At 51.5% G+C, this 25,011-nt stretch carries 20 protein-coding genes and 1 tRNA gene; 20 read left to right on the top strand and 1 reads right to left on the bottom strand.

Going from position 1 to position 25,011, the window contains the following annotated elements; genetic code table 11:
• The first annotated feature begins 9 nt into the window (after positions 1 to 9).
• From HPY52_09190 to holA, 11 genes are all read left to right on the top strand, one after another.
• Entirely contained in the window at positions 10 to 660 is a 651-nt protein-coding gene (locus tag HPY52_09190) for a nicotinate-nucleotide adenylyltransferase (GenBank protein NPV80436.1), read from the top strand.
• A 338-nt stretch (positions 661 to 998) separates the two neighbouring features.
• Entirely contained in the window at positions 999 to 1,319 is a 321-nt protein-coding gene (locus HPY52_09185; protein ID NPV80435.1) for an RNA-binding protein, read from the top strand.
• Positions 1,320 to 1,429: 110 nt separating this feature from the next.
• Positions 1,430 to 2,029, top strand: coding sequence for an HD domain-containing protein (locus tag HPY52_09180; protein NPV80434.1), 600 nt, complete (start codon positions 1,430 to 1,432; stop codon positions 2,027 to 2,029).
• Positions 2,029 to 2,385 carry a ribosome silencing factor gene (gene rsfS / locus HPY52_09175; protein NPV80433.1) on the top strand — a complete coding sequence of 119 codons (357 nt, stop codon included), beginning with the start codon at positions 2,029 to 2,031 and terminating at the stop codon, positions 2,383 to 2,385. Before HPY52_09180 ends, rsfS begins: the two co-directional genes overlap by 1 nt.
• 166 nt (positions 2,386 to 2,551) lie before the next feature.
• A complete protein-coding gene (locus tag HPY52_09170) occupies positions 2,552 to 3,247 on the top strand; it encodes a hypothetical protein (protein ID NPV80432.1) in 696 nt (231 codons plus the stop codon).
• 334 nt (positions 3,248 to 3,581) lie between these two features.
• Positions 3,582 to 4,964: a radical SAM protein gene (locus HPY52_09165; protein NPV80431.1), complete on the top strand. Its 1,383-nt coding sequence runs from the start codon at positions 3,582 to 3,584 to the stop codon at positions 4,962 to 4,964.
• Positions 4,965 to 5,284: 320 nt separating this feature from the next.
• Positions 5,285 to 5,360: transfer RNA gene (locus HPY52_09160), tRNA-Ala, on the top strand.
• Positions 5,316 to 7,997 (top strand): leucine--tRNA ligase, encoded by a 2,682-nt coding sequence (locus HPY52_09155; protein NPV80430.1) that lies wholly within the window; start codon positions 5,316 to 5,318, stop codon positions 7,995 to 7,997. Before HPY52_09160 ends, HPY52_09155 begins: the two co-directional genes overlap by 45 nt.
• A 156-nt stretch (positions 7,998 to 8,153) precedes the next feature.
• Positions 8,154 to 9,074, top strand: a complete 921-nt coding sequence (locus HPY52_09150; GenBank protein NPV80429.1) for a hypothetical protein — start codon at positions 8,154 to 8,156, stop codon at positions 9,072 to 9,074.
• A 3-nt stretch (positions 9,075 to 9,077) separates the two neighbouring features.
• Positions 9,078 to 11,687, top strand: a complete 2,610-nt coding sequence (locus HPY52_09145) for a DUF4131 domain-containing protein (protein ID NPV80428.1) — start codon at positions 9,078 to 9,080, stop codon at positions 11,685 to 11,687.
• Positions 11,662 to 12,681, top strand: a complete 1,020-nt coding sequence (holA, locus tag HPY52_09140; protein NPV80427.1) for a DNA polymerase III subunit delta — start codon at positions 11,662 to 11,664, stop codon at positions 12,679 to 12,681. Before HPY52_09145 ends, holA begins: the two co-directional genes overlap by 26 nt.
• Positions 12,682 to 12,697: 16 nt before the next feature.
• On the opposite strand, the gene HPY52_09135 is transcribed toward holA, so the two are convergent.
• Complete coding sequence (locus HPY52_09135) at positions 12,698 to 12,997, bottom strand: 30S ribosomal protein S20 (protein NPV80426.1); 300 nt, start codon at positions 12,995 to 12,997, stop codon at positions 12,698 to 12,700.
• Positions 12,998 to 13,136: 139 nt separating this feature from the next.
• Between HPY52_09135 and HPY52_09130 the strand changes: the two genes are divergently transcribed.
• The 9 genes from HPY52_09130 to dnaK all read left to right on the top strand — a co-directional run bounded on the left by HPY52_09130 (position 13,137) and on the right by dnaK (position 24,956).
• Complete coding sequence (locus tag HPY52_09130) at positions 13,137 to 14,186, top strand: GPR endopeptidase (protein NPV80425.1); 1,050 nt, start codon at positions 13,137 to 13,139, stop codon at positions 14,184 to 14,186.
• A 297-nt stretch (positions 14,187 to 14,483) separates the two neighbouring features.
• On the top strand, positions 14,484 to 15,623 hold the full coding sequence (locus HPY52_09125) for a stage II sporulation protein P (protein NPV80424.1): 1,140 nt from the start codon (positions 14,484 to 14,486) through the stop codon (positions 15,621 to 15,623).
• Between the two features lie 380 nt (positions 15,624 to 16,003).
• Positions 16,004 to 16,435, top strand: a complete 432-nt coding sequence (locus HPY52_09120) for a hypothetical protein (protein NPV80423.1) — start codon at positions 16,004 to 16,006, stop codon at positions 16,433 to 16,435.
• A gap of 139 nt (positions 16,436 to 16,574) precedes the next feature.
• Positions 16,575 to 18,380: an elongation factor 4 gene (gene lepA / locus HPY52_09115; GenBank protein NPV80422.1), complete on the top strand. Its 1,806-nt coding sequence runs from the start codon at positions 16,575 to 16,577 to the stop codon at positions 18,378 to 18,380.
• Between the two features lie 107 nt (positions 18,381 to 18,487).
• Positions 18,488 to 19,549 (top strand): radical SAM family heme chaperone HemW, encoded by a 1,062-nt coding sequence (hemW, locus tag HPY52_09110; GenBank protein NPV80421.1) that lies wholly within the window; start codon positions 18,488 to 18,490, stop codon positions 19,547 to 19,549.
• A 122-nt stretch (positions 19,550 to 19,671) separates the two neighbouring features.
• Entirely contained in the window at positions 19,672 to 20,700 is a 1,029-nt protein-coding gene (gene hrcA, locus HPY52_09105; protein ID NPV80420.1) for a heat-inducible transcription repressor HrcA, read from the top strand.
• An 89-nt stretch (positions 20,701 to 20,789) separates the two neighbouring features.
• Positions 20,790 to 22,334, top strand: coding sequence for a chaperonin (locus HPY52_09100; protein ID NPV80419.1), 1,545 nt, complete (start codon positions 20,790 to 20,792; stop codon positions 22,332 to 22,334).
• Positions 22,335 to 22,350: 16 nt separating this feature from the next.
• Positions 22,351 to 23,028, top strand: a complete 678-nt coding sequence (locus HPY52_09095) for a nucleotide exchange factor GrpE (GenBank protein ID NPV80418.1) — start codon at positions 22,351 to 22,353, stop codon at positions 23,026 to 23,028.
• 65 nt (positions 23,029 to 23,093) lie between these two features.
• Positions 23,094 to 24,956, top strand: a complete 1,863-nt coding sequence (gene dnaK, locus HPY52_09090; protein ID NPV80417.1) for a molecular chaperone DnaK — start codon at positions 23,094 to 23,096, stop codon at positions 24,954 to 24,956.
• Positions 24,957 to 25,011 lie beyond the last annotated feature (55 nt).

Raw genomic sequence — 25,011 nt, 5'->3', positions numbered from 1 at the left:
TTTTGAGGGGTGGAGCCGGTGGGCCGTCTGGGTATCATGGGTGGGACTTTTGACCCCATTCATTATGGACATCTCGTTACTGCCGAGGCAGCTAGGGTCGAATTTGACCTGGATGTCGTGGTTTTTGTTCCATCCGGATGTCCGCCTCATAAAAAGGCCTATGAGGTTTCACCGGCTGAGGATCGATACCTTATGACGGTGCTAGCGACAGCCACGAATCCATACTTTCGTGTATCCCGTATGGAGATTGATCGCCCCGGGCCTTCTTACACAGTAGACACTGTGAGGGAATTTCAGAGAAGATGTGGTCCACACGTCAAACTCTTCTTCATAACCGGAGCCGATGCGACCCTTGAGATAGTCACTTGGAAAGATTCGGATGAACTTCTCCAACAGTGTAGCTTTATCGCCGCTACAAGGCCAGGATATCAGATCGAAAAGATTGAGGAGGAAGTCTCCAGGATAAGGCAGCGATGCCCGAATGGCATTCATGTCCTGGAGGTGCCAGCCTTGGCAATATCTTCAACTGATATACGAAGGAGAGTCAGGGAAGGTAAACCGATAAAATACCTGGTACCTGAGAGCGTCGAAAGCCATATCTTCAAGGCAGGCCTATATAGAGCTATTAACCCGGAACAGGCATGCATGAATCAGGTATGAGTATCCAGATCCTGCGGGTTTCGGTCAGATACTATAAATTTCAACTCCGTCTCCTTATTTACTGTCGTCCGAAGGTATGATATAGTAATCTTGAAAGGGGCCGGAAGGTAGGTACCTGAAAGTGGTCGCGTTTGATTTCATGGTCTGAGATCACGATGTGACCTATAACGAGGCCTGCAGATACGACAGCGACCGGTAAAGATTTTTCCTCTCCGTGGTTGGTCCAGGTCCAATATCCATCCCAAGGTACCTGATTTCGATTGTGTCGCATATGTTTCTTCTTTCCAAACCAGATAATAACATATCTATCCTGGGTAGACTACAGACGAGGCTAATTTTTGGGAAAAACCGAGGTTCCTTCGGAACCTTGGTCTTTTTATTTCAATAATGGTAAGGAGGAGACGGTATTGACGACATTGTACGTTGGGAATCTTCCCTGGTCAACCACAGATGAGGATCTGGAAAAGATCTTCTCGGCGCATGGGACGGTCAAGAGCACACGTGTAATTCTGGATAGGGAGACTGGTAGGTCTCGTGGGTTTGGTTTCGTTGAGGTTGAGGACGCAGATGCCAAGCATGTCATGGAAGCCCTCAACGGGGCTGATGTCAACGGCAGGCAGATAATCGTGAATGAGGCAAGGCCCCGTCAGGGCAGGTAGAGATAATCTTCATAAGTACCTAGTGTAATGTAATTCGGGATTTTTGCGGGGAGTTGGCATGCGGGGGGGGGGGTATGCTTTCGGCATTGCCCCCCATATAGTGAGGTGAGATGGGACTGACAGAGGCAGAATTGGCGGAGAGACTTGGGAAACTTGTAACGGCGCACCGATATCGTCATTCCATCGGGGTCATGAATATGGCCGTGCAGCTTGCCGAGAGATATGGGGTCGATATGGATAAGGCCAGGATTGCGGGGCTTCTTCATGACTGCGCTAGAGATCTCCCGCAGGATGTAGTTCTCAAGTTGGCGGAGCAATGGCATGTGGTATTCGATGAAATAGAAAGGGCCGAGCCTAAGTTGATTCATGGGCCGCTTGGCGCGGAATATGCCAGGCGCCAGTTTGAGATAGAAGACCCTGAGATATTGGATGCCATCAGATTTCATGTTACGGGCCGGGAGCATATGACTCCTCTTGAGAAGATAGTGTATGTCGCAGACTGTATTGAGCTCGGGCGGGCGTACAAGGGAGTCAGTGACATTCGACGGGCGGTGAAGTCTAATCTGGATGTCGCCCTTACCATGGCTCAGAATCAGAAATTGGGGTATCTTATAAAGAGAAGTGGGTTGATTCACCCGCGGGCAGTGGTTGCAAGGAATAGTGTTCTCCTCAGCCTCAGGGGCACAGAAAAAGGAAAGGATGTGGAGTGATGGAAGAGCTTTCAAGCATGAAAGCTCGCGAGATTTCAAATGCTGCTGCGGAGAAAAAGGCTATTGGCGTGACGATACTGGATTTGCGGGAGCTGTCAACGATAGCGGATTATTTTGTCATTGCAAGTGGCACTTCAAGGCCGCATCTTTCGGCTATCATTGAGGCTATTCGTGATACGCTCAAGAAACAGGGGTTCCTGCCTTATCATCAAGAGGGCGATGATGGAAGCGGGTGGGTATTATTGGATTATGGTGATGTCATAGTGCATGTTCTAGGCGAGTCGGAAAGACAATATTATGATCTTGAGCGGCTCTGGAGAGGGGCTAAAGTTATATCTATATCGCAATCCCAATGACCTTGTGCATTTTTTCGTTTGTATAATTTATTTTTGGTTTTTTTGGGTATAGTCCGGTCTGTAGATTTTAGCTGGCGAAAGGAAGACAGCCGCAGTCCTGCGCGCTATACTACCATATGTCCATCTATGAGTAATTGGGTATTTGCCCGCGCTGCGGCGAGAGATTATGAGGATCACAGAGAGAAGCAAGGATTTTTTGAGAGAGCTTCGTAGACTCTATAAAAGTAAACAGGAGCCGGTTCATTATGAGGAAATCGCAAGAAGCCTCGGCGTAAGCAAATGGACGGCCTATGATATGTTGAAGAAATTGGTGAGCAACGGGCTGGCTCGTTCTGAATATGTGGTTAATGGGGAGGCACGAGCCGTGGGGCGGTCATTGGTTGTCTTCGTTCCTCGGGATGAGAAGATCGTATCACAACAATCGTCCCTAGCTGCTGAAAGTGGGGAAGGTTGGACTGAATTCAAGACGAGGCTCTCGGCCCTTTTGAAGGAATTTGACTCTTCCGGCAACTGGAGTATGCTTAAACCCTTGGTGGATCAACTGAGTCGGATTGAAAAGCCCTTCACTTATTGTTCATATACAGTGGTGTTGCTGCTCGCATGCGCGAGGCTCATTGGAACAGAAGGATTGAGAGCTATTTCAGGTATTATATCTACTGTAGGGGAGCCGGGTATCGCGCTTACTCTACTGGCGGGAGGCGTGCTCGGCGTCCTGCTGGCACAGACCAAGAGATATGTAGATGCCTCGGCTCTGATAACCTCATGCATAGAAAAGTATCAACAATATGTGAACCGCATCAGCGATGAAGATCGGAGGCTGCTGTTCGATTTTGTAAAGGAGATGGTATCCCAGCATGTATGATCAGCACCTGTGTCCGGTTCTCGCTCTCGCGTCATGATGATCGGGATCCCTGTAGCGGAAATGGGGTTTTCAATAGCCGTCATATTCGGAATCGGGCTCCTGTTTTCAATTTATAGGTCGGGGCGGCTATAGCCATGGAACCTTTCCAGTTTATAGGCCAAGGGGATCAAAAGGGTAGATCTTTTTCATGTAGCATTTTTGGGTTTTTTGGGAGGTGATTTTGGTCGGAATCCTTACCTCTGGATTAATACTTATTGAATTATTGTCTCTGGCTCATGGAATCTGTTCCGGTCAAGTCTGATGGCGATATCTTGAAAAACAGGAGGAGAGCCTAATGAAGACCTATGATCTCATGAAGAAGTATCTGGCAAGTCAGGTGGTCGACCAGACCTTGGCGATCTTGGCCAAGAACCCCGAACGCAATCTTGCCACCCTGGCCCGGATCATTGAGCTCATAGCTCCGACCCAGAGACATAAAGAGCAGGTCAGGTTGGCGAGGCAGAACTTCGAGAATAAGGATCATGTCTGGACTAGATACGCTGTGCGTGGTTTTAGACAGATGCACCCGAATTTCCGTACTAAGGGCATGGTCGGTCTTTTCGTCAATGAGATATATCTTGGATTTCAAGAGCGGGAAAGGTACGCAAAGAAGAATGGAATGCATGTGCCATCACTTATTGTCATGAGCCCTACGATGAGGTGCAACCTTAGATGCACGGGGTGCTATGCCGGGAGATACACAAAACAATCAGAGTTGGAATTCGAGATTCTCGACCGCGTGGTGAGCGAGGCAAAGGAGATGGGGATTCACTTCATAGTCATCTCCGGGGGCGAGCCTTTCGTGCGGGAGGATCTCCTCGATCTCTATGCAAAACATGATGATGTTGTTTTCATGGTATACACCAATGGCACCATGATTGACAAGGAAATGGCGAAGAGGCTTACGGATCTAGGAAATATATCACCCGCCATTAGCCTGGAGGGATTTGAGAAGGAGACTGATGCGCGGCGTGGCCCGGGGACATTCAAGAGGGTAATGGAAGCCATGGATAACCTGCGGGAGGCCGGAGCCGTCTTTGGATTCTCTGCTACCTATACCCGCAACAATACTGATATAGTAGGCAGCGATAAATTCATTGATATGTTGATCGATAAGGGAGCCCTTTATGGGTGGTTTTTCACGTTTGTTCCCGTGGGGAAGGATGCGGATATGAGCCTTATGTGTACGCCGGAGCAAAGAGATTATATGCGCGAGCGGGTGCTCTATTTCCGGACGAATAAGCCCATCTTTGTGGCGGATTTCTGGAATGATGGGCCGCTGGTGTCAGGATGCATAGCCGGAGGACGCTCATATCTCCATATAAACGCTCATGGAGACATAGAGCCTTGCGTGTTTGTGCATTTTGCTGTAGACAATATCAGAAATACTACCTTGAAGGATGTCTTGAGGTCCCCGTTCTTTACGGAAATCAGGAAGCGCATGCCATTTAATGAAAATCACTTGCGGCCGTGCATGATCATTGATAATCCGCACATTTTACGCGAGGTCGTTTCCCTCTGCGGCGCGCACCCTACCCATGAAGGCGCTGACTGTGTGACCACGGATTTGGCCGGTGAACTCGATGAATATGCGCGGGAATATGGCAAGATCGCTGATCGCGCATGGGCACGGAATTACAGAAAAGTCGAGGATGCCCAAGGGGTGGCAGGGAGTTAGCCGAGGCGCCCCGTGATTCGGGGGGCGCCCCGTGGCTCGAGGGGCATCCCATGCCTCGAGGGGCGTCCCATGCCTCCCTTTCTCCCCTGAGCTCAATTACACCAGCGACTCAGCGACTCCAGCACCCCAGCGACTGCGTGGTATTGACATCAGGAATATTCTCGGCTATAATACGAATCGCTGGTCATTGAAATCTTTATATGCCTGCTGTGCGATGAAGAGGATACTCGCCTCAGAGCTTCGCGATGAATGGGGCATGGGATGCTTCGAGTAGTCGTTGGCGTGACGCGCGTTAAAGCGTAAGAGTGAGCATGATAGATGGGGACGTAGCTCAGTTGGGAGAGCGCTTGAATGGCATTCAAGAGGTCGTGGGTTCGACTCCCATCGTCTCCACCAATTCCTATCTTGCTAATCAGGGTGGTACCGCGAGAGTTTGACCTTTCGTCCCTGGCATATGCCGGGCGAAAGGTTTTGTTTTTTAAGATCGTCTATCAGGCATCGCGCATCCTATTCTTTGAAACGAAAGGAGAGAAGCCACGATTGGAGGAACACTATCCCTTTGCAGAAATCGAAAAGAAATGGCAAGAAAAATGGGCCAGGGATGGCATCTACAGGACAGAGAAGAATGATACCAGGCCCAAGTTCTATTGCCTTGAGATGTTCCCATACCCTTCAGGCCGCCTTCACATGGGGCATGTAAGGAATTATTCCCTGGGCGATGTGGTGGCTCGTTTCCATACGATGAACGGTTATAATGTGCTTCATCCAATGGGATGGGACGCTTTTGGATTGCCTGCGGAAAATGCCGCGCTCAAGCATGGTATTCACCCTGCGGACTGGACCTATGATAACATAGCCTTTATGCGAAACCAGCTAAAGCGTCTTGGGGTAAGCTATGACTGGGACCGCGAGGTGGCGACATGCAACGAAGATTATTACCGCTGGACCCAGTGGCTGTTCTTGCTCTTCTATGAGCGAGGTTTGGCATACAAAGCATCGAGCAAAGTGAATTGGTGCCCCGGCTGTCAGACAGTGCTTGCCAATGAACAGGTGGTTGACGGGGAATGCTGGCGCTGTCACAGTCAGGTCGAGGAAAAGGAACTTGAGCAATGGTTCCTCAAGATCACCCAATATTCAGATAGCCTGCTGAAAGATCTTGAGAATCTTCCGGGCTGGCCGGAACGGGTCAAGATTATGCAGCAGAACTGGATTGGAAAGAGTGAAGGCGCCAGGCTCTTTTTCCCAATTGAGGGTCTTGATGAAAATATAACAGTATTCACCACAAGGCCTGATACATTGTTCGGAGTGACATTCATGGTCCTCGCTCCTGAGCATCCACTGGTTGAGAAGTTGGTGCAGGGAAGGCCGGAGGCCAGAGAGTGCCAGGCTCTGGCAGAGGCGAGGATGCCCCGGACTGAACGTGAGCGCATGATAGCAGAGAAGACCGGAGCGCCTACTGGTAGATATGCCATAAACCCGGTGAATGGGGAGAGAATTCCCATATGGGTTGCCAACTATGTCCTAATGGAATATGGCACCGGAGCTGTTATGGGTGTGCCTGCCCACGATCAGAGGGATTTCGAATTTGCTCGAAAATACGGTCTTCCTATCAAAGTAGTCATACAACCCGGCAAAGGGGTCGACTTGCATCCGGATACGATGGATGTCGCTTACTCTGATCCTGGTGTGATGGTGGGCTCTGGGCCTTTTACCGGATTGCCCAGCGAAGAAGGCAAGGATAAGATCATAGAATGGCTGGAGGAGCGTGGAATTGGAAAGAGGGAAGTCCAATACAGATTGAGAGATTGGCTCATTTCCCGTCAGCGATACTGGGGGGCTCCGATCCCTCTTGTGTATTGCGATCGGTGCGGAATTGTGCCTGTGCCCGCGGACCAATTGCCGGTGCTTCTTCCAAGAGATGTGGATTTCAGGCCCGGAGGACCTTCTCCCCTGGCTAGACATGAAGGATTCTTGAATACATCATGTCCCAGGTGTGGGGGGGCTGCCAGGCGCGAGACGGATACCATGGATACCTTTGTGGATTCGTCGTGGTATTTCCTTCGCTATGCTTCGCCTCACGCAACCAGCGGGCCATTTGTCAAAGATGAGGTTGATTACTGGCTTCCCGTGGACCAATACATCGGAGGAATAGAGCATGCAGTGATGCACCTTCTGTATTCCAGGTTCTTTACAAAGGTGCTTCATGATGCCGGACTCGTAGAGTTTACAGAGCCCTTCAATGCGCTATTCACTCAGGGCATGGTTACGCTCGGCGGGTCGGCCATGTCAAAATCCAAAGGCAACATCGTGGATCCCGATGACATAATGAACAATTACGGGGCTGATACGGCTCGAGTCTTCATTCTTTTCGCAGCTCCTCCTGAGCGCGACCTGGAATGGAGCGAGCGCGGTGTCGAGGGGGCCTTTAGATTCCTGAACAGAGTATGGCGCCTTGTGAATGAGTTCATAGATAGCTCTTCAGGTTCTGACGGCATGAGCATAGATCCAGCTAAGCTCACAAAAAGAGAGCGGCTCCTGAGGCTTAAAGCGCACTCCACGATCAAAAAGGTGACCGAGGATATCAGGGATCGCTTCAGCCTCAATACGGCGATAAGCGCCATAATGGAATTAGTGAACGCGATCTATGATTTCCGCGCTGAAGCAGCCTCGAACGGGGTCTCTGACCTGAGTGACGCGGTCCTACGTGAGGCTATCGAGACAGTTGTATTACTTCTTGCTCCTTTTGCCCCACATTTGACTGAAGAGCTTTGGGAACGCCTGGGGAAAGCGGGAAGCGTTCATCGGCAAAGATGGCCTCAATACAGTCAAGAGGCGTTGAAGGCAGAAGAAATGACCATCGTGATCCAGGTGAACGGAAAGGTGCGAGATAGGATAACGGTCCCTCGAGGTATTGAGGAAGATGATCTTCGCAACCTGGCTCTAGCTCAGGAAAAGGTGCGTCGTTTCATAGGAAATAAACCCGTCAAAGGCGTCTTTGTAGTACCTGAGCGTCTAGTGAACATAGTCATATAATCCCTTCTTAGCGGGGTCAAAGGATCTTTTCATGCCGGGAATCACCCAAAAGGATTAGCCGGGGGATGAAGGAAGGGATTCTCTCAGCGAGAATAACCCCCATGGAGCCTGACAAATTGGCGCAGGAAATCGGATTGGGCTCCATGGGGGTTTGCTATGCATTTCCTCTTTAGACCGGAAAGGAAGGTCCTGTTGATCCTTTCCATAGTAGCTTTTATGGGACTTGGTCTGCTTGGTTATCGGGCCGTATATGCAACCGGGGATGGGGTTACAGTCGTGGCGCATTCAAATGGCCGGGGGGAAAACCGCGCTACCGGAACGAAGGAAGTTTCCGGAGCGGGTAAATCCACCGGAAGGCGTGAACCCCCCGGAATGGATGAGTCCGCCGGGATGGGGGAATTCGCCGGGACGGGTGAGACTACCGGGACAGGTGAGACTACGAAAATCGTCGTCCATGTGTGCGGCGAAGTCAAAAGGCCAGGGGTATATAGCCTGGCCAGTTCTGCCAGAGTCAATGATGCAGTGAATGCAGCGGGCGGAGCAACTGATTCTGCATGTCTTGATGCTGTAAACCTTGCCTTGCCTATATCCGATGGCCAGCAGGTCTATATTCCGCCAAAACCTAAACCGCAAAGATCGCAGAGCTTTTCTAGCGCCGCTATAGGCAAGCCTTCAGGCAGCGAAAAGACTGGTTCGTTCACTGCCGTTGGGAGCCCCAAGGCGACTGATGGTGGCGTCGACGCCGTTCCCCGATTAGGTGGCGCCGCGTCCCAGCCGGATGGCCACATTGCCCAATCAGGCGACGTCGTTGGAGCGAGGCCGTCAGAGCAGGGTGCTGTCGCCGATAGCCTGCAGCTGGCTGACCCCTTGCATGGGGCATCGACTATCATAAACATCAACACTTCAAATAAGGTAGAATTGATGAAGCTTAAAGGCGTAGGTTCGGTGCTAGCTGAGAGGATAATTGAATATCGCACACGCAATGGGAGATTCTCTGCTATCGAGGATCTGTTGGATGTGCCCGGCATCGGGCCGAAGAAACTTGAAGCCATGAGGCAGTATATTACGGTTTACTAATCCATGAGCTTCAGGTTGTCTTATATGCGTCATCCCCTGTTCATAGCGGGCGCCCTCTTTTCGGCGGGAATTGTTCTAGGTTGGGGGGCCCTATATAGGGTCTCCTGGTCTGCAGATTTACTATTAGCCTATTCACTGGCGCTTTCGGGGGTTGCATGTGCGGTAGCTGGAGTCCTTTGTATATCGCCGGGTCGTCTATACTCGGCATCCCCTGAACATCTTTTTGGGCTGGTGATGGTCTTCCTTGGCATTGCGCGTCTCACGCTAGCGGAGGCAAATCTGGCAGGGCAAGATATGGCGCTTCCCTTTGATCTAATGATGACCGCTGAAGCAAGGCTGCTAGCTGAGGAAAGCGCCTCTGGAAAGTATCGGCAGGCTCCTGCCATGATCCGTTGGGGGTCTTACAGATTTAAAGCGCTCATTCGCTGGCGCAATCAAGATCATGAACATGCTCATGGACGCAAGGCCGAGACGGCCTCCCGAGCCGGCAGTCCTGGACGAAATGGCGGGCCGAACCCGGTTGATGATGCGAGGTGGAAGATCGCTCATGGCCCAATCCTCGGCTATGGTGATGAGGTAAGGGTGACAGGCAGGCTCGTTCGCCCGCTGCCCGCCAGAAACCCCGGGGGATTCGATATGAGGTCATATCTCAAATGCCAGGGCATTACAAGAGTTATGTACCTCAATGAGAGTCCGATTCCACTTCCCTCTTCACAGCCTGGATCTCTTCACATCGCGGGGAAATGGCGTCAGGAGATGAACAAAGGGCGTGGCGTGAAGAAGTATGTCGATTCCATAATAAAGGCAGTATATGGGATTCGCCAGAAGATCCTCATATGCGCCACCCGCGGGGTTGATTCTCCCCAGAGGGAAATGCTCTCTGCCATCTTATTTGGCAGGGGGATGACAGCGGCAGGAAACGAGGCTGGGTTGTCGGGAGAAATGGCAGAAGCCTTTAGAGCCGCTGGTGTAACCCATATTTTTTCAGTGTCCGGTCTTCATGTGAGTCTCGTGGTTTCGGCAGTTTCATCTGCCATATCGCCTTTGGGCTTTAAAGGCGTGTTGCGTGCCACCGTATTGTTGATGGTATGCCTGGGCTATTGCATCATGTCGGGCATGAGCGCATCTTGCATCAGGGCGGCAATCATGGCATTTGGGGGGGTCCTAGGTGGCCAGGGGAACGGGAACTCAATCAATCTTCTGGGTCTAGCGGCATTACTGATTCTTGCCGGTAACCCTCTTCTACTATTTGATGTGGGATTTCAGCTGTCTTTCGTAACGACCGCGGCTATCATCACTATGTCGGGACCGATATGTAGATATATAAGGTCATCTTTTCCTGGCCCCTTTAAGGGATTATCATCTCCGATCGCGGTAAGCATTGCTTCTCAGCTAGGATCATGGCCTATTATATCCAGGTACTTTCATCAAGTGAGCATTGCAGGGATCTTTTCAAACCTACTTATCCTGCCCCTTGTGGAGGCAGTGCTCATAAGTGGGATGGTGTCCGGAGTCATCGGCGCCTTTGCCCCACACCTAAGTCTCATATTGAATTTGGGCAATAGTCTCATTTTGAAGGCTATAACGCTCATCATTATGGGGCCCTTTGATTGGATGGGATGGGGCCTGGTGCGCTGGACCATCCCTCCGGCGCTTCTTATAACCCACTATGTCGGGCTGATTACGATCACCATCAGCTACGGGACTGTGAAATATAGAGTGTACCGGTTTGCGTTAAATGCGCGGTTGCGTAAGATATGTCTCGCTGTGCTGGCTTTTGGAATCATTGCGGCCATCATATGGCATCTTGCATTCTATGATAGGCTGAGGGTGATCTTCATTTCAGTGGGGCAAGGCGATTCGGCTCTGATCATGGCGCCCGGTCGGAGAACCATGTTGATAGATGGCGGAAATCCAGAGGGAGAAGCTGTGCTGTCAGTCCTTCGTGAATACAGCATAAGCCAGTTGGATGTCGTTGTTTTGACGCATCCTCATGAGGATCATGTAGGGGGGCTGCCTGCTGTCTTGAGAGAAGTAGGGGCCGATTATATCATTGATGTCGGACTTCCCGGCGACTCCCCGTCTTATGAAGAATTCCTCAGGGAGGCAAGAGAAACCGGGGCAAAATATATGAGGGCCAGGAAAGGGACCCGGATAAAGCTGGGGCCCCGGGTTGAAGTCGATGTGCTGCACCCTCCGGAAAGAATTCCCCCGCATGTTTCCCTAAATGATGGTTCAATGGTGCTGAGACTAATGCATGGTAAAAATTCCTTCCTTTTTGCCGCCGACATCGAGGAAGAAGGACAGCGCCGTCTGATTTCTGAAGCCTCTGATGAGCAGATGCTCAGGTCGACGGTGCTAAAGGTCGCCCATCACGGGGGATTCAGCGCGACAAATCCGGAGTTCTTTCGGGCGGTCATGCCCACTCATTCCATCATTTCCGTGGGATCAAATCCCTTTGGGCACCCATCGAAGTGGACAATCCGGGCATTGGAGGATATTAAATCAAGAATCTATCGCACAGACATATCAGGAGCAGTTATAATAGAATCAGATGGACAAAAGATCAGGGAGGTCCGGTGGAGCTTTGGTGATATCAGACTCAGGCATTGATATAGTCCAGGAGATAAGCAAGGGAAGATCTAGCGGGGTATACCTCCTCTATGGCGAGGAACCTTTTTTGCGAGATGAGACATCTTCTAAGCTCGCCGACTCGCTTTTGGAGGCCTCCATACGGGAATTTAATCTGGCCATCATCGATGGCGCATCGGCATCTCTGCAAGATATGATAAACGCTGTCATGGCATTGCCGGTTTTCTCAGAACGGCGTGTCACTATAATAAAGGAATTTGACAAGCTAGGCGCGACAGATGCCGAAAGGCTCCTGAAGGCGGCTTCGCATATGTCTAGCGCCAATATATTGCTTTTATTGGCCGGGCCTGGGCCCATCCGCGAAGGGACGCGTAAGGCCGTCTCAAAAATAGGTCGTGTCATAGAATTCAAGAAACTCTACGAGGGCGAAGCAACCAGCTGGCTCGTCCGCAGGGCAGGGAGCCTCGGACTCAAGCTTCCTTACCCTTTGGCGCATAAAATGGTTGACAGTCTAGGCTGCGATCTTAGACTTCTGGCCACAGAGCTCGATAAGCTGGCCACTTATCTCGGAAAGCTTTCTACCAGGAGAGTCATTACCTCTGAAGAGATCGAGGCCATCGTGGCGAAGTCTATCGGGACGACGGTATTCGACCTGGTGGACGCTATTGGAAAGCGTGATAGTGTGCAGGCGCTGGAAAGACTTAGGTCTTTGATAAGCATGAAAGAAGAGCCAATAAAGATCCTTGGGGGGATAGTATGGCAGATGCGGTCGGTGCTTCAAGCCAAGTTGCTCCAGCAAAAGAAGATGCCTGTTCAGAAGATGGCCGCCGCCATGGGGAAGTCCCTTTTCGCCACCCGGAAGTGCTTGGCGCAGGCGCAAAATTTCATGCCGATAGAACTCGAGAATGCCATCCATGCGGCCTTTCACTGCGACCTTGAGATAAAGACAGGCAGCATACCTCCTCAGATGGCGTTGGAGAAGCTGGTGATCGCCCTATGCTCGCGTTCAAAGTGAGGAAAAGGGCCCGAAATCAGGCCCCTGCCTCTGTCTCTTGTTTTTCTGCAGCGGAGAACGCGTCGTTGAATCGCCGCATCAGTCTTGCCTTATAGCGTGCTGCGACATTCGCATGGATTACACCCTTGGCCGCGGCCTGGTCTGCCGTCTTTACCGCCTGCTTCAACAATTCCGCTGCCCTGGCCTGATCTTTGTCTACCAATGCTCCAAGGAATTTCCTGATACTGGTCTTTACTTTGGACTTGATTGCGCTATTTCTGAGCGTGCGTTTTATGGTCTGCCTTGCCCGCTTCTCTGCGGATCTTTTGTTTGCCACCCCATCTTCACCTCTTACAGCATCAATGACGACCCTTTGATTTTAGCATGATGTCTCCATTCTTGCAAGTGAATAGGCGGACCTGTGCCGGGCAACCTAAAGGATGGCGGAGGTGTTTTCATTGGATCGTGACAATTCCATGGAAATCGATTTTGAAAATCCACGGACCGACCTGGCCATCGAGGCAAGGGACCTAGCATACACGCGGATGGGAACGCGGGAGATTCCGGGTGTGATCTCGGAAGAGGAGGAAACAGAGCATACAGCAGTAACTCGCGTGAGAATCCTAAATGAGCAGGGCGAGCGCGCCATGGGAAAACTTCGGGGCAATTATGTCACCATCGAGTCCCAGGAGTTGCGTTCCCAAAGCAGGGATATCCAGCAGGAGATAGCCCAAGTATTTGCGCGCGAGTTGAATCGATTGGCTAACATTCCACCTGATGCCACTGTGATGTGCTGCGGATTAGGGAATTGGCAGGCTACGCCGGATGCTCTGGGACCAAGGGTCATAGAGAAACTACTTGTCACCAGGCATCTCTATGGAATGACCCCGAAAGAGCTTCGGGGTGGAATGCGACCCGTATGCGCCATAGCTCCCGGGGTGTTAGGCATCACAGGCATGGAGACCGGCGAGGTGATCCGGGGGATCGTGAATACTATTAGGCCGAATGTGGTAATAGTGATAGATGCTTTGGCTGCCCGTTCAACCAGTCGAGTTGGGACGACCATCCAGATGGGGGATACTGGGATTCAGCCTGGTTCAGGCGTGGGAAACAAACGGCTTGGAATCACCCATGAGTCTCTTGGAGTCCCGGTCATTGCCATAGGAATACCTACGGTGGTTGATGCGATAACTATCGTATCTGATGCTATGGACCTTCTGGCAGAGATTCAGCCGGGGGCGCCGCGCGCAGACTATGTATATGGGCAGACGCCGGCTGCGATGGGTTCTAGAGTCGGGCCCGCGGGGGGGCCTCAGCAATCTCCTGGCATGATACAATCCGTCACCCCAGATCAGAAGAAGCACCTGATGAGGCAACTCCTTCAGCCATATATGGGTGCCCTGATGGTGACACCCAAGGAGATAGACGATATTATCGAGGAAATAGCGAGAGTTGTTGCATCTGGACTCAATGCTGCACTTCACCCGCAGATGGATTGGGACAGGGTGCTTGAATACCTGAGTTGATTCAAGACAGCCTTTGGCTCCGCTAGCGGGTATCATCCCCATGAAGGGCATATTCTGGCTCCGGTGGGCATAGACATTTTAATGTGCATTCTGTCTGCCTACTGGGGGAATTCATAGGTGTGTGCCATTGGATATAATCGTCGGTGGCGGAATCGTCACATTCGATATTGGCGGAGGAATATCTCCAGAAACTGGAATGCTCGCAGGGGTTGGCGCCTTCGTCAGACATCACGCCCCTCGATTCCGAGTGTGTTGGCCCTTTTCTTTTTTGTCTTGATTCTGGGAACTTCGACATTATTGACCTCTATATCGGGACGGTCATTTACAGAACTTATAGTGCCCGGGGAAAAGAAGGGTTCCATCTTTCCAGATCTCGAAACGGGTAGACAATCCGCCGGAAATCCAGCAGGGAAGATCAAGGGTCTTGATCAATTCCTCCAGGAGAGGCTCGCAGTTCTCCGCCGGGTGACCTTTCCATCAAATGGGGATCCCGCCAGGGCCGGGGATGGGACGAACCTCAAAATTTGGACCTTGAAGTTCCTATCCGGGATCATGGGAGTGAAGACATCAGACCTCAAGACCTTCCTCTCTTTACCTGGTGGCGGACTTCCCAAGGATGTTAAGGTCCTTCCTGTCGCTGGCTCCAGGCTTGCCCACGGTCCTGGGCCGGGGGATAAGGTCGCCAAAGAAGGTATCCTCACGCCGCCTTCACCTCCGTCGCCGGACGTTCCTGAGCCTTCCCCTGAAGGCTCTAGGCCACCGGGGCATGAACCCGGTTTTGACATTCTTCGGCCGTTTAGGAGATCCCAGGGACCGCCTACCGTGCTCATCTATCACAGCCATAGTTCTGAGGCCTATCGCCCCACGTCTGGGGCAAACTATGTATGGGGAAAAGATGAGGGCGTCATCAAAGTAGGAGATCGCCTTGCCCAGGTACTCACCGAACGCTACGGAATCGGGGTGATTCACTCTCGAAAGATTCATGATTACCCCGTCTGGCGTGATGCATATGCCAATTCCAGCAAGACAGTGGCGGAGTATTTGAAGCAAAATCAATCTATAGAGATAGTGCTGGACTTGCACCGGGATTCCTCTCCAGGTTTGACTCCTGAGGTTACTACCGCTGAGATCAAAGGCAAGAAGGTGGCCCGGGTGTTTATCGTAGTAACTACCGATGCTTTCGGCCTGCCTCACCCCAACTGGCAGGAAAACTTCGCCTTCGCAAGATATTTGCAGGGCAAGATGGAGGAGATGTATCCCGGCCTTTCCCGTGGCATAGATCTGAGGCAGGATGGACGGTGGAATCAACACCTTCATCCACGCTCTATCATCCTTGAAATAGGATCTGTAGACAATAGTAGAGAAGAAGCTGAGAGATCGGCTGAACTGGTTGCGGATGTTTTGAGCCAGGTTATGAAGGACCTCGAGATAAGATGATGAGAGAATTTGATAGGGTGATACTGGTTTGAAAGACTCCCACCCGGAAAAATGGACAAGAATGATGGTCATCATAGGATTCGGCATTTGGACAGCATTTCTAACCATCAGCTTGAGGGTAGCAGAACACGGCATCAGGGATCTACGTCCTTTACCAGGACCTGCGCCTGTCACCGGCGTCATTTTTGATCCCCCGGATAGTCTCGGGGTCATCCTTTTTGGACGCGCCTATGACGCTGGCATATATCTGGATGTCGGCCGCTCGGACAAGCTAAAGGAACTCATAGCGAATTTGTCGAATAGAATAAGACAAGGTGTTGTCTCCTCAATGAGGGCATTTCGCAGCATTTTCATGGAGAGAGGGCGGGAGGGCCGGGGAGTTGTACGCAACTACGCATTTCATCATTGGCGCCACGGCTGGCCTGATAACTCAGGATCCGGTCGTGGCATTCCTTGGCGGATGTGCCAGCCATGCGTTGGCAGATATGGTGCCTCATCATGATTATCAAGAGACTAAATGGGGAGTCCTCGATGTCGCGGCGGCTGTAGCAATAGGCTTCCTCCTTGTCTCACTGGGATACGGGGTTTCAGTGCTGGCAGGCGGAATCGGCGGCATGAGCCCTGATATCGAAGTTGTATGGGCCCATTTTCACCCCGAGGACTATCTTCCCCCGAATCCGCGCAGGAGGCTGCTTTTCCCATCCCACAGTGGGCTTTTGCCTCATGGCAAGCTTGATTTTCCGTGGGGGTTCATACTCCAGTTGGGGATGGTCGCGGCTTTACTCACGCTGTTCGTGAAGGAGGCATCATGAACGTCAGCTGCTGATTTACTGCTATCTGTGCGTAATGCTATAATATGAATATGTGCGCGGAATCATCGGCGCCCGTGTTGCGCTGGCTTCGCTCCAGCTCAGGGCGCCGTAATATTTGCTTCCTGGAGGTGCGTAGCGGGTGGCTTCTCCGCAGCAAGAAAACACTCGAAACTTCTGCATAATCGCTCATATCGATCATGGTAAATCGACGCTGGCTGATAGGATTCTCGAGCTTACCGGCGCCATACCAGAACGTCAGATGATGGATCAAGTCCTCGATAGTATGGATCTCGAGCGCGAGAGAGGCATCACCATCAAAGCGAAGGCTGTGCGTATTCCATATGTTTCTCGAGATGGCGTCCAATATGAGCTCAACCTTATTGACACTCCAGGACATGTAGATTTCAACTATGAGGTTTCCAGGAGCCTCGCGGCATGTGAAGGTGCTTTGCTTGTGGTGGATGCATCCCAGGGGGTAGAGGCTCAGACCATCGCCAATTTGTACCTGGCAGTCGAGAATGATCTCGCCATCATTCCTGTGATAAATAAGATCGACCTGCCGAATGCGGACCCTGTCAGGGTTCAACGCGAGCTGCAGGATGTGGCGGGCATAAGGCCCGAAGAATGCATAATGGTCTCAGCCAAGACAGGAGAAGGCATATCTGAGGTTCTTGAGGCGATCGTGCGCAGGATACCCGCTCCCTCAGGGAATCCAGGCGCGCCACTCAGGGCGTTGGTATTCGACTCGCATTTTGATTCTTACAGAGGCGTGATAGCATATATACGGGTCATGGAGGGAACCCTGCGTGCAGGCATGGGTATTAAGTTGATGGCTACCGGCAGGGAATCAGAGGTCTTTGAAATCGGGGTTTTCAAGCCAGATATGACTCCTGTAGACTCATTATCAGCCGGGGAAGTGGGATATGTAGCATCCGGAATCAAGGATGTGGCGGACCTTCACGTGGGTGATACCATGACTCAGGTCGATAGGCCCGCCTCTGACCCATTGCCTGGATACCGCCAGGCACGGCCCATGGTGTTTTGTGGGCTCTACCCTGCAGACACAGAGAGATACGAAGACCTTAGGGACGCACTTGCAAAGCTCAAGTTAAATGATGCCTCCCTTTCATATGAACCGGAAACATCTGTGGCCCTTGGGTTTGGCTTTCGGTGCGGATTTTTGGGGTTGCTGCATGCGGATATAGTCAAGGAGCGCCTGGAGAGAGAATTTGGCCTAGAGCTTATAACTACAGCGCCTGGTGTTGTATACAAGGTGGTCAAGACGAACGGCGAAGTGGTCATGGTGGACAACCCTTCCAGGCTGCCCCCTGCAGGTGAAATTGAATCCATCTCAGAGCCTTATGTACTGGCTACGATAGTAGCCCCAAAGGACTATATCGGGCCAGTGATGGAGCTGTGTCAGGAACGGCGGAGAATCTATAAGGGCATGGAGTATATCAGCGAAAGCCGGGTCACTTTGACCTACCGTCTGCCGCTTTCCGAGATCCTAGTGGATTTCTTTGATAGGCTGAAATCAAAGACCAGAGGGTATGCTTCTTTAGATTATCAGTATGAGGGCCATTATGAGTCAGATCTCGTCAAACTGGATATTCTTCTCAATGGCAGGCCTGTGGACGCCTTGTCATGTATCATATTCAAGGGAAAGGCACAAGAGCGCGGACGTAAACTTGTTGAGACGCTAAGGAGGATCATCCCCCGTCAACTTTTTGAAGTCCCTATCCAGGCTGCCATAGGATCAAGTGTGATAGCACGGGAGACTGTGCCAGCTCTCAGAAAAAATGTGTTGCAGAAATGCTATGGGGGAGATGTGACACGAAAGAGGAAGCTGCTGGAAAAACAAAAGGAAGGGAAAAAGCGAATGAAGCGATTGGGAACGGTGGAGGTGCCACAGGAGGCTTTTATGGCCGTCCTCAAAGTAGACTAAAGGTTGGTCTCTATGTTCATATCCCGTTTTGCATAAAGAAATGTGATTATTGTGATTTCAATTCCTATCCTCTTGAAAGAGAAAATCCTGACAAATATCTCGACGCCTTGGGTCGGGAAATAGATTACCAGACTGCAGAATTGAATCGAACCGGACGCCGCGTGGGGACGGTATATGTAGGCGGTGGCACTCCTACATGTCTCAGTGTATCGGAATTGTGTCAGGTGCTTGAGAAGATAAGACTCGCTTTCCTGGAACACGCTGGCGGTGATGGGAAAGATCATGGAAATGGGGAAATAGAGTTTACCGTCGAGGCCAACCCTGGTACAGTTGATAAGGTAAAATTAAGGGAGATGAGGGCGCTCGGGGTCAACAGACTGAGCTTCGGCGTCCAGGCATTTCAAGACCGGTTGCTTGTCGGGATCGGTAGGATTCATGATGCTTCCCAGATATATGAGGGGATCCGGCTCGCCAGGAGAGAAGAATTCGCCAACATCAGCATAGACCTGATGTACGCTCTTCCGGGACAGACCATGGCTGATTGGAAAGAAACCTTGAAGAGGGCAATAGATCTTGATGTGGAGCATATCTCTATATATGGGCTAATGCTCGAGGAAGGCACCGGGTTATATCATAGAGTAAAGGCTGGTGAGGCAAAGCTGGCGGACGAGGATCTCGAGGTAGATATGTACTATACGGCAAAGGATTTGCTCGAATCCGCGGGATTCGAGCATTATGAGCTATCGAATTTCGCGCAACCGGGGCGAAGGTGCCAGCATAATCTGATATACTGGCGAGTCGATCCGTATCTGGGCATTGGAGCAGGAGCCCATTCATATATGGATCAAAAAAGGTTTAATAATGCGTATAACCTCGAGGAGTATCATAGACTCATTCTTCAAAAGGGTGAGGCTGTCACGGAATGCAGGCACATCTCACGGCAAGAAGAAATGTCAGATGTGATGATCCTGGGGCTCAGGATGCTAGATGGGGTTGATGATAGCGCCTTCAATGAGCGATTCGGCACAGGGATCATGAATGTCTTTGGGGGTGCTGTATCCAGATGTGTCGAATCTGGACTGGCGAGGTGGGACGGAAAGGTACTATCTCTCACACGACGGGGTTTGATGCTCTCCAATGAAGCCATGCGCGAGTTTGTCCTCCCTTGACAATATATAGGGAGGGTGCTATGTTGTAATAGGAGTGTTAGCACTCCGCATGTGAGAGTGCTAACGTGGGGTGAGAGAAATTGGGACGCAGTGATTTGGGTCGAGCAAAGCCTGTTCGTCAAATGAATGAGAGGAAAAAGCTCATACTTCAGGCGGTTGTCGACGATTATATATCAACAGCCGATCCTGTGGGCTCGAGGAGTATTGCCAGGAAGTACAATCTTGGTATAAGTCCAGCCACCATAAGGAATGAGATGGCCGATCTGGAGGAAGAGGGCTATCTTTGCCAGGTCCACACCTCCAGTGGACGTATCCCTTCTGACACGGGTTACAGGTTTTATGTGGACGTCATAATGGAGGCAAAACCGCTCTCACCTGACGAGAGACGAAAAGTCTTGCAGGAGCTCGCTCATAGACAGGGGCAGATTGAGGCCACTGTCCAGCATACTGCAAGGATTCTGGCGAGTCTCACCAATCAGGCTGTGGTGGTCATCTCGCCGAGATTCGGAGAGAGCGTCATAAGGCGCATAGATCTCATTCCCATGTCTGAAGATAGCCTCCTGGTGATCATGATAACGGAGCCGGGATTTGTGAATACGCGGATAGTTCAGCTGTCTGGAACCATCTCTCCCCAGGAGATCGTCGGCATAACTCATTATCTCAATGAACGGCTCAATGGTAAGGCTGTAAAGGATTTGAGGTCCACTTTACTTAACGAGATCGAATGGGAACTGAGAAGATATAAATACCTGGCGCAGGAGGCCATCGAGCTCTTGCTCAAGGCCCTTGATGACAAGGGAACAGAGCGAGTCTTCCGGGAAGGCACTGTAAATATGCTGGCGCAGCCAGAATTTCAGGATATATCCAAGGTAAAGGGATTGCTTAGCATCCTTGAGGAAGATGATCTCATGTTCGACATATTAACGGGAATCAACCCGTCTGGTGGGGTTGAGATCCTGATCGGACATGAGAATGCTATAGAAGAGCTTCATGAATGCTCCATCGTGAGTGCTTCCTATGAAGTAGGGGGCCATATGGCCGGCATCATTGGAATTCTCGGACCAACCAGAATGGATTACTCCAGGATCGTGAACCTTGTAGGATTCGTAGCTGATAGTCTGAGTGGCGCGCTGGCAAAGTCACGCCGGTGAACTGGTCTGCGAATCGTGGATCTAGCTGCAGGGGTTAAGTTTTCGCTTAGCTCTTTAGCATTATCAGAACCACCTGCGGAGGATGAGACATGGCCTCAAAGGAACCTAGAGAAGAATCACAAGTCGATGACCGCATGGCGGCACTCATTACGAACTCTGCCGCTGTAAGAGCTGTAGTAGCTAGTGTCGAAGGGACCATCGGGCCCAAAGGGCTTGATACGATGCTGGTGGATAAGTTCGGAGACGTTGTGATCACAAATGATGGCTGTACCATACTGAGCCGGATGGAGGCCAATCATCCTGCCGCGCGAATGCTTATAAATGTGGCTGAGGCCCAGCAGGACGAGGTCGGGGACGGCACCACCACTGCTAGTATTTTGGCTGGAGCTCTGATCTCCAACGGAGTCGAACAGATCTCGAGAGGGGTTCCGGTAGCCCGCGTCATCGAGGGAATACGCCAGGGGGTTGATTCTGCAATCGAGATGATAAAGAGGAGCTCCAGGCAAGTCCGCGGGCTTGATGACCATGTGCTACGACAGGTGGCACTCACATCGGCTAGAGGATGCCAGGACCTGGCTGACCTTGCGCTGCAGGCAGCGCGTCTCGTGGGAGAGGAAAAACTGAGGGATCCGGCCTTCAGGCTTCGGGATATAATAATGGCCCAGGAGGGAGCCGCAAGCGAGGCCTTCCTGGGGGTCGTGATCGATAAGGGCCGCATGAACAAGGCTATGCCCAGGAGCAAAAAGGATGTCTGGATCCTGATCCTGGATGATGCCATGGAGCCGGAGCCAATTGAGAGCGAGGCCCTTTCCACCGAAGCTGGATTCAGAAGATATCTACAGCTACAGGAAAGTTTCAAAGAAAACCTGCAGAAGATAATTGATCTGGACATCGGATTGGTCGTGACATGCCGGGGGATCTCGGAGGTCGCAGAGGAGGCGCTGGTCGATGCCGGGATCATGGCCATAGAACGGGTATCATCCCGGGAGATGCGAGCTCTTGCGGAGCATACAGGTGCCCGGCCTATAAAGCGCAGGTCTCTCTCAAGATCCAAGGAGGAGATCCGGAGCTATCTCGGGCACGCCGAGAGCGTATCAGAGGATGAAAGATTCTCCTATATCAAGATACTTGGAGGAGCAGGCCAGCCTATGGCTACCATTTTGGTGGGCGCGGCGACCGATGAGGTAGTCGGAGAACGGGAACGTATTGCCCAAGATGCTGCATCTTCTGTGCAGGCTGCTCTAATACATGGCATTGTGCCAGGGGGAGGATCTATAGAGATTGCTGCGGCCCGGGCCCTTCAAAAACTGAGGCATACTGTGTGCGGCATGGTTGGCTATGGTCTGGATTGCGTGATTGATGCTTTAAAGCGCCCTCTCTCCCAAATAGTGACAAATGCCGGCTTTAATGCCCTAGAAAAGGTGGAGCAGGCGGTATCTTCCCAGGAAAGACTTGGCAAAGATTCTATAGGGGTTGATTGTGATACAGGGGAAATAGTTGATATGGCCGAACTCGGCATATTCGACCCCACCTTGGTGAAATGCTATGCGCTCAAGGCAGCGGGCGAGGTTGCCGAAGCCATTTTACGTATAGACAAGATCATCAGGAAAAGAGAGGAACAACAATCTCAGTAGCCGGGAGGGTGGCCTTGTGGAGGATCAAGAAAGGACCGTGTCATCGGGTGAACCGGATAAAGAGTTGAATGGTGGCGAAGGAGGGGAAGCGGCCGGCGAGTGCGAGACGAAAGAGGTCCCTGCCAGTAAGGTTGATTCGATTGAGGCACGGATTGCTTCCCTTGAGGCGCGGCTTGCAGAGGAAACAAAACAAAAGGAATATTATCTGGCCGGCTGGCAGCGCACACAAGCTGATTTTGAGAACTATAAGAAGAGGATTGCGCAGGAACGGAAAGAGTTTGAGAGAGGCGTTACTGATAGTGTTTTGAGGAGCTTTTTGCCCCTTTTGGACAACCTCGATGCCGCCTTTGCCTTCGTTAAGGAAGATAAAAGCGATGATCCGGTTTTTCAAGGGATCGGGATCATAAAGAAACAGGTGGCCCAGTTTCTCGAAAGGGAAGGCATGACCCCGATCGAAGCCCTGGGGAAACCCTATGATCCAAAGGTTCATGAGGCATTGCAGCAGGTTATCGATAATGAGGTCGAGGAAGGAACTGTCGTCCGGGAAGTTCGCAAAGGGTACATGTACGGTGATAGGGTTCTGAGGCCGTCCCTGGTCATCGTATCCAAGAAGTCTGAAGAAAATACGGGTGGAAAGGCGGCTAATGAGAATGAGGCCGACGCACCCAGTGAGAGTCAGGATAGACCTCAGTAATACTGGAATTGTCCACGCAATGCGATTCTTTTATATGAGGCAGGTTTTGAGGAGGAATCACAATTATGGGGAAAGTGGTTGGCATTGACCTTGGTACCACAAACTCTGTTATTGCCGTGATGGAAGGCGGGGAACCCCGCGTCATACCTAATGCTGAGGGTAGCCGACTCACCCCGTCGGTAGTGGCTTTTACAAAGACGGGTGAAAGAATGGTGGGGCAGCTTGCCAAGAGGCAGGCTATTACCAATCCAGAGCGTACGGTGATCTCCATAAAGAGAAGGATGGGAACAGATTACCGTGTCAAAATCGATGACAAGGAGTACACCCCCCAGGAGATCTCGGCGATGATCCTCAGGAAGCTCAAGGAAGACGCCGAGGCTTTTCTAGGAGAAAAAATCGAAAAGGCTGTGATTACATGCCCTGCCTACTTCACAGATAGCCAGAGGCAGGCCACCAAAGATGCCGGCAGGATCGCAGGGTTGGAGGTCTTGAGAATAATCAATGAGCCTACCGCGGCATCTCTTGCCTATGGGCTTGATAAATCTGGCGACCACACCATCCTGGTTTTCGATCTTGGCGGAGGCACCTTCGATGTTTCCATTCTGGAGATTGGCGATGGAGTTTTTCATGTTAAGGCTACAAACGGGAATAATCTTTTGGGAGGAGACGATTTCGACAGGAAGATAACGGAATACCTGTGTCAGGAATTCTACAAGCGTACAGGGGTTGATTTGAAGCGAGACAGGGTCGCCATGCAAAGGCTCACGGAAGCGGCTGAAAAGGCAAAAATAGAATTGTCTACGCTGTTTACCACTACGATTAACTTGCCATTTATCTCTGTGGACTCCTCGGGTCAGCCACTGCATCTAGATGAGACCCTTACGCGAGCGAAATTCGAGGAGCTTACTCGTGATCTAGTGGAGAAGACCATGGGTCCGACAAAGCAGGCCCTGGCCGATGCAGGCCTCGAGCCCAAGGATATTGACAAAGTCATACTTGTGGGAGGCTCGACTCGTATTCCTGCAGTCCAGGAGGCCATAAAGCGACTTATGGGCAAGGAGCCGCACAAGGGGGTCAATCCTGATGAATGCGTGGCCATTGGCGCTGCAATCCAGGCAGGTGTCCTGACAGGCGAGGTGCGGGATCTCTTGCTGCTAGACGTAACTCCCCTATCCCTTGGGATCGAGACCCTGGGCGGAGTATTCACGAAGATCATCGACCGGAATACAACGATCCCTGTTACCAAGAAACAGATCTTTTCTACTGCTGCCGATAACCAGACATCTGTGGAGATTCATGTCCTCCAGGGTGAGCGCCCGATGGCCGCAGATAATGTCACGCTCGGCAGGTTCCAGTTGACCGGGATACCGCCCGCTCCCAGGGGAGTCCCTCAAATCGAGGTGGCGTTCGATATCGACGCCAATGGCATTGTCAATGTATCGGCCAAGGACCTCGGAACCGGGAAAGAGCAAAAGATAACAATAAGCTCTCCGTCGGGGGTATCTAAAGAGGACATCGAGCGTATGGTCAAAGAAGCGGAAATGCATGCAGAGGAGGACAAGAAGCGCCGTGAGGAGGCGGAGCTCATAAATTCGGCAGATAGCCTGATCTATAGCGTTGATAAGACACTCAAGGATCTGGGCGATAAGATTCCTCAGGATCGGCGTGACAGGATACAGAAAGCTGAAGCCGATTTAAAGACGGCTCTACAAGAGAAGAATGCCGCCAGGATTCGCCAGAGAATGGAGGAACTCACCAAGGCTCTACACGAGGCTACCTCAGCCATATATGGGCAGGCGGCAGGCGGGCCCGGCGCCGGGACCGGAGGCCACGGGGCGCAGGATCAGGAGAAACGCTCTGCAAGCGGCTCTCGTGATGATGTGGTGGATGGAGATTACCGCGAAGTCAATGATGATAAGCGGTCGTAAATGATAGAGCATCGGAATTTTGAAGGGGCCCGCGAATTGTGCGGGCCCTATTGAA

This window comes from Bacillota bacterium (genome assembly GCA_013178415.1).
In the GTDB taxonomy this organism is placed as follows: Bacteria; Bacillota; SHA-98; order Ch115; family Ch115; genus Ch115.
The sequence above is the reverse complement of the archived record's forward strand: the minus strand, read 5'-3'. Positions and strand labels throughout refer to the sequence as shown.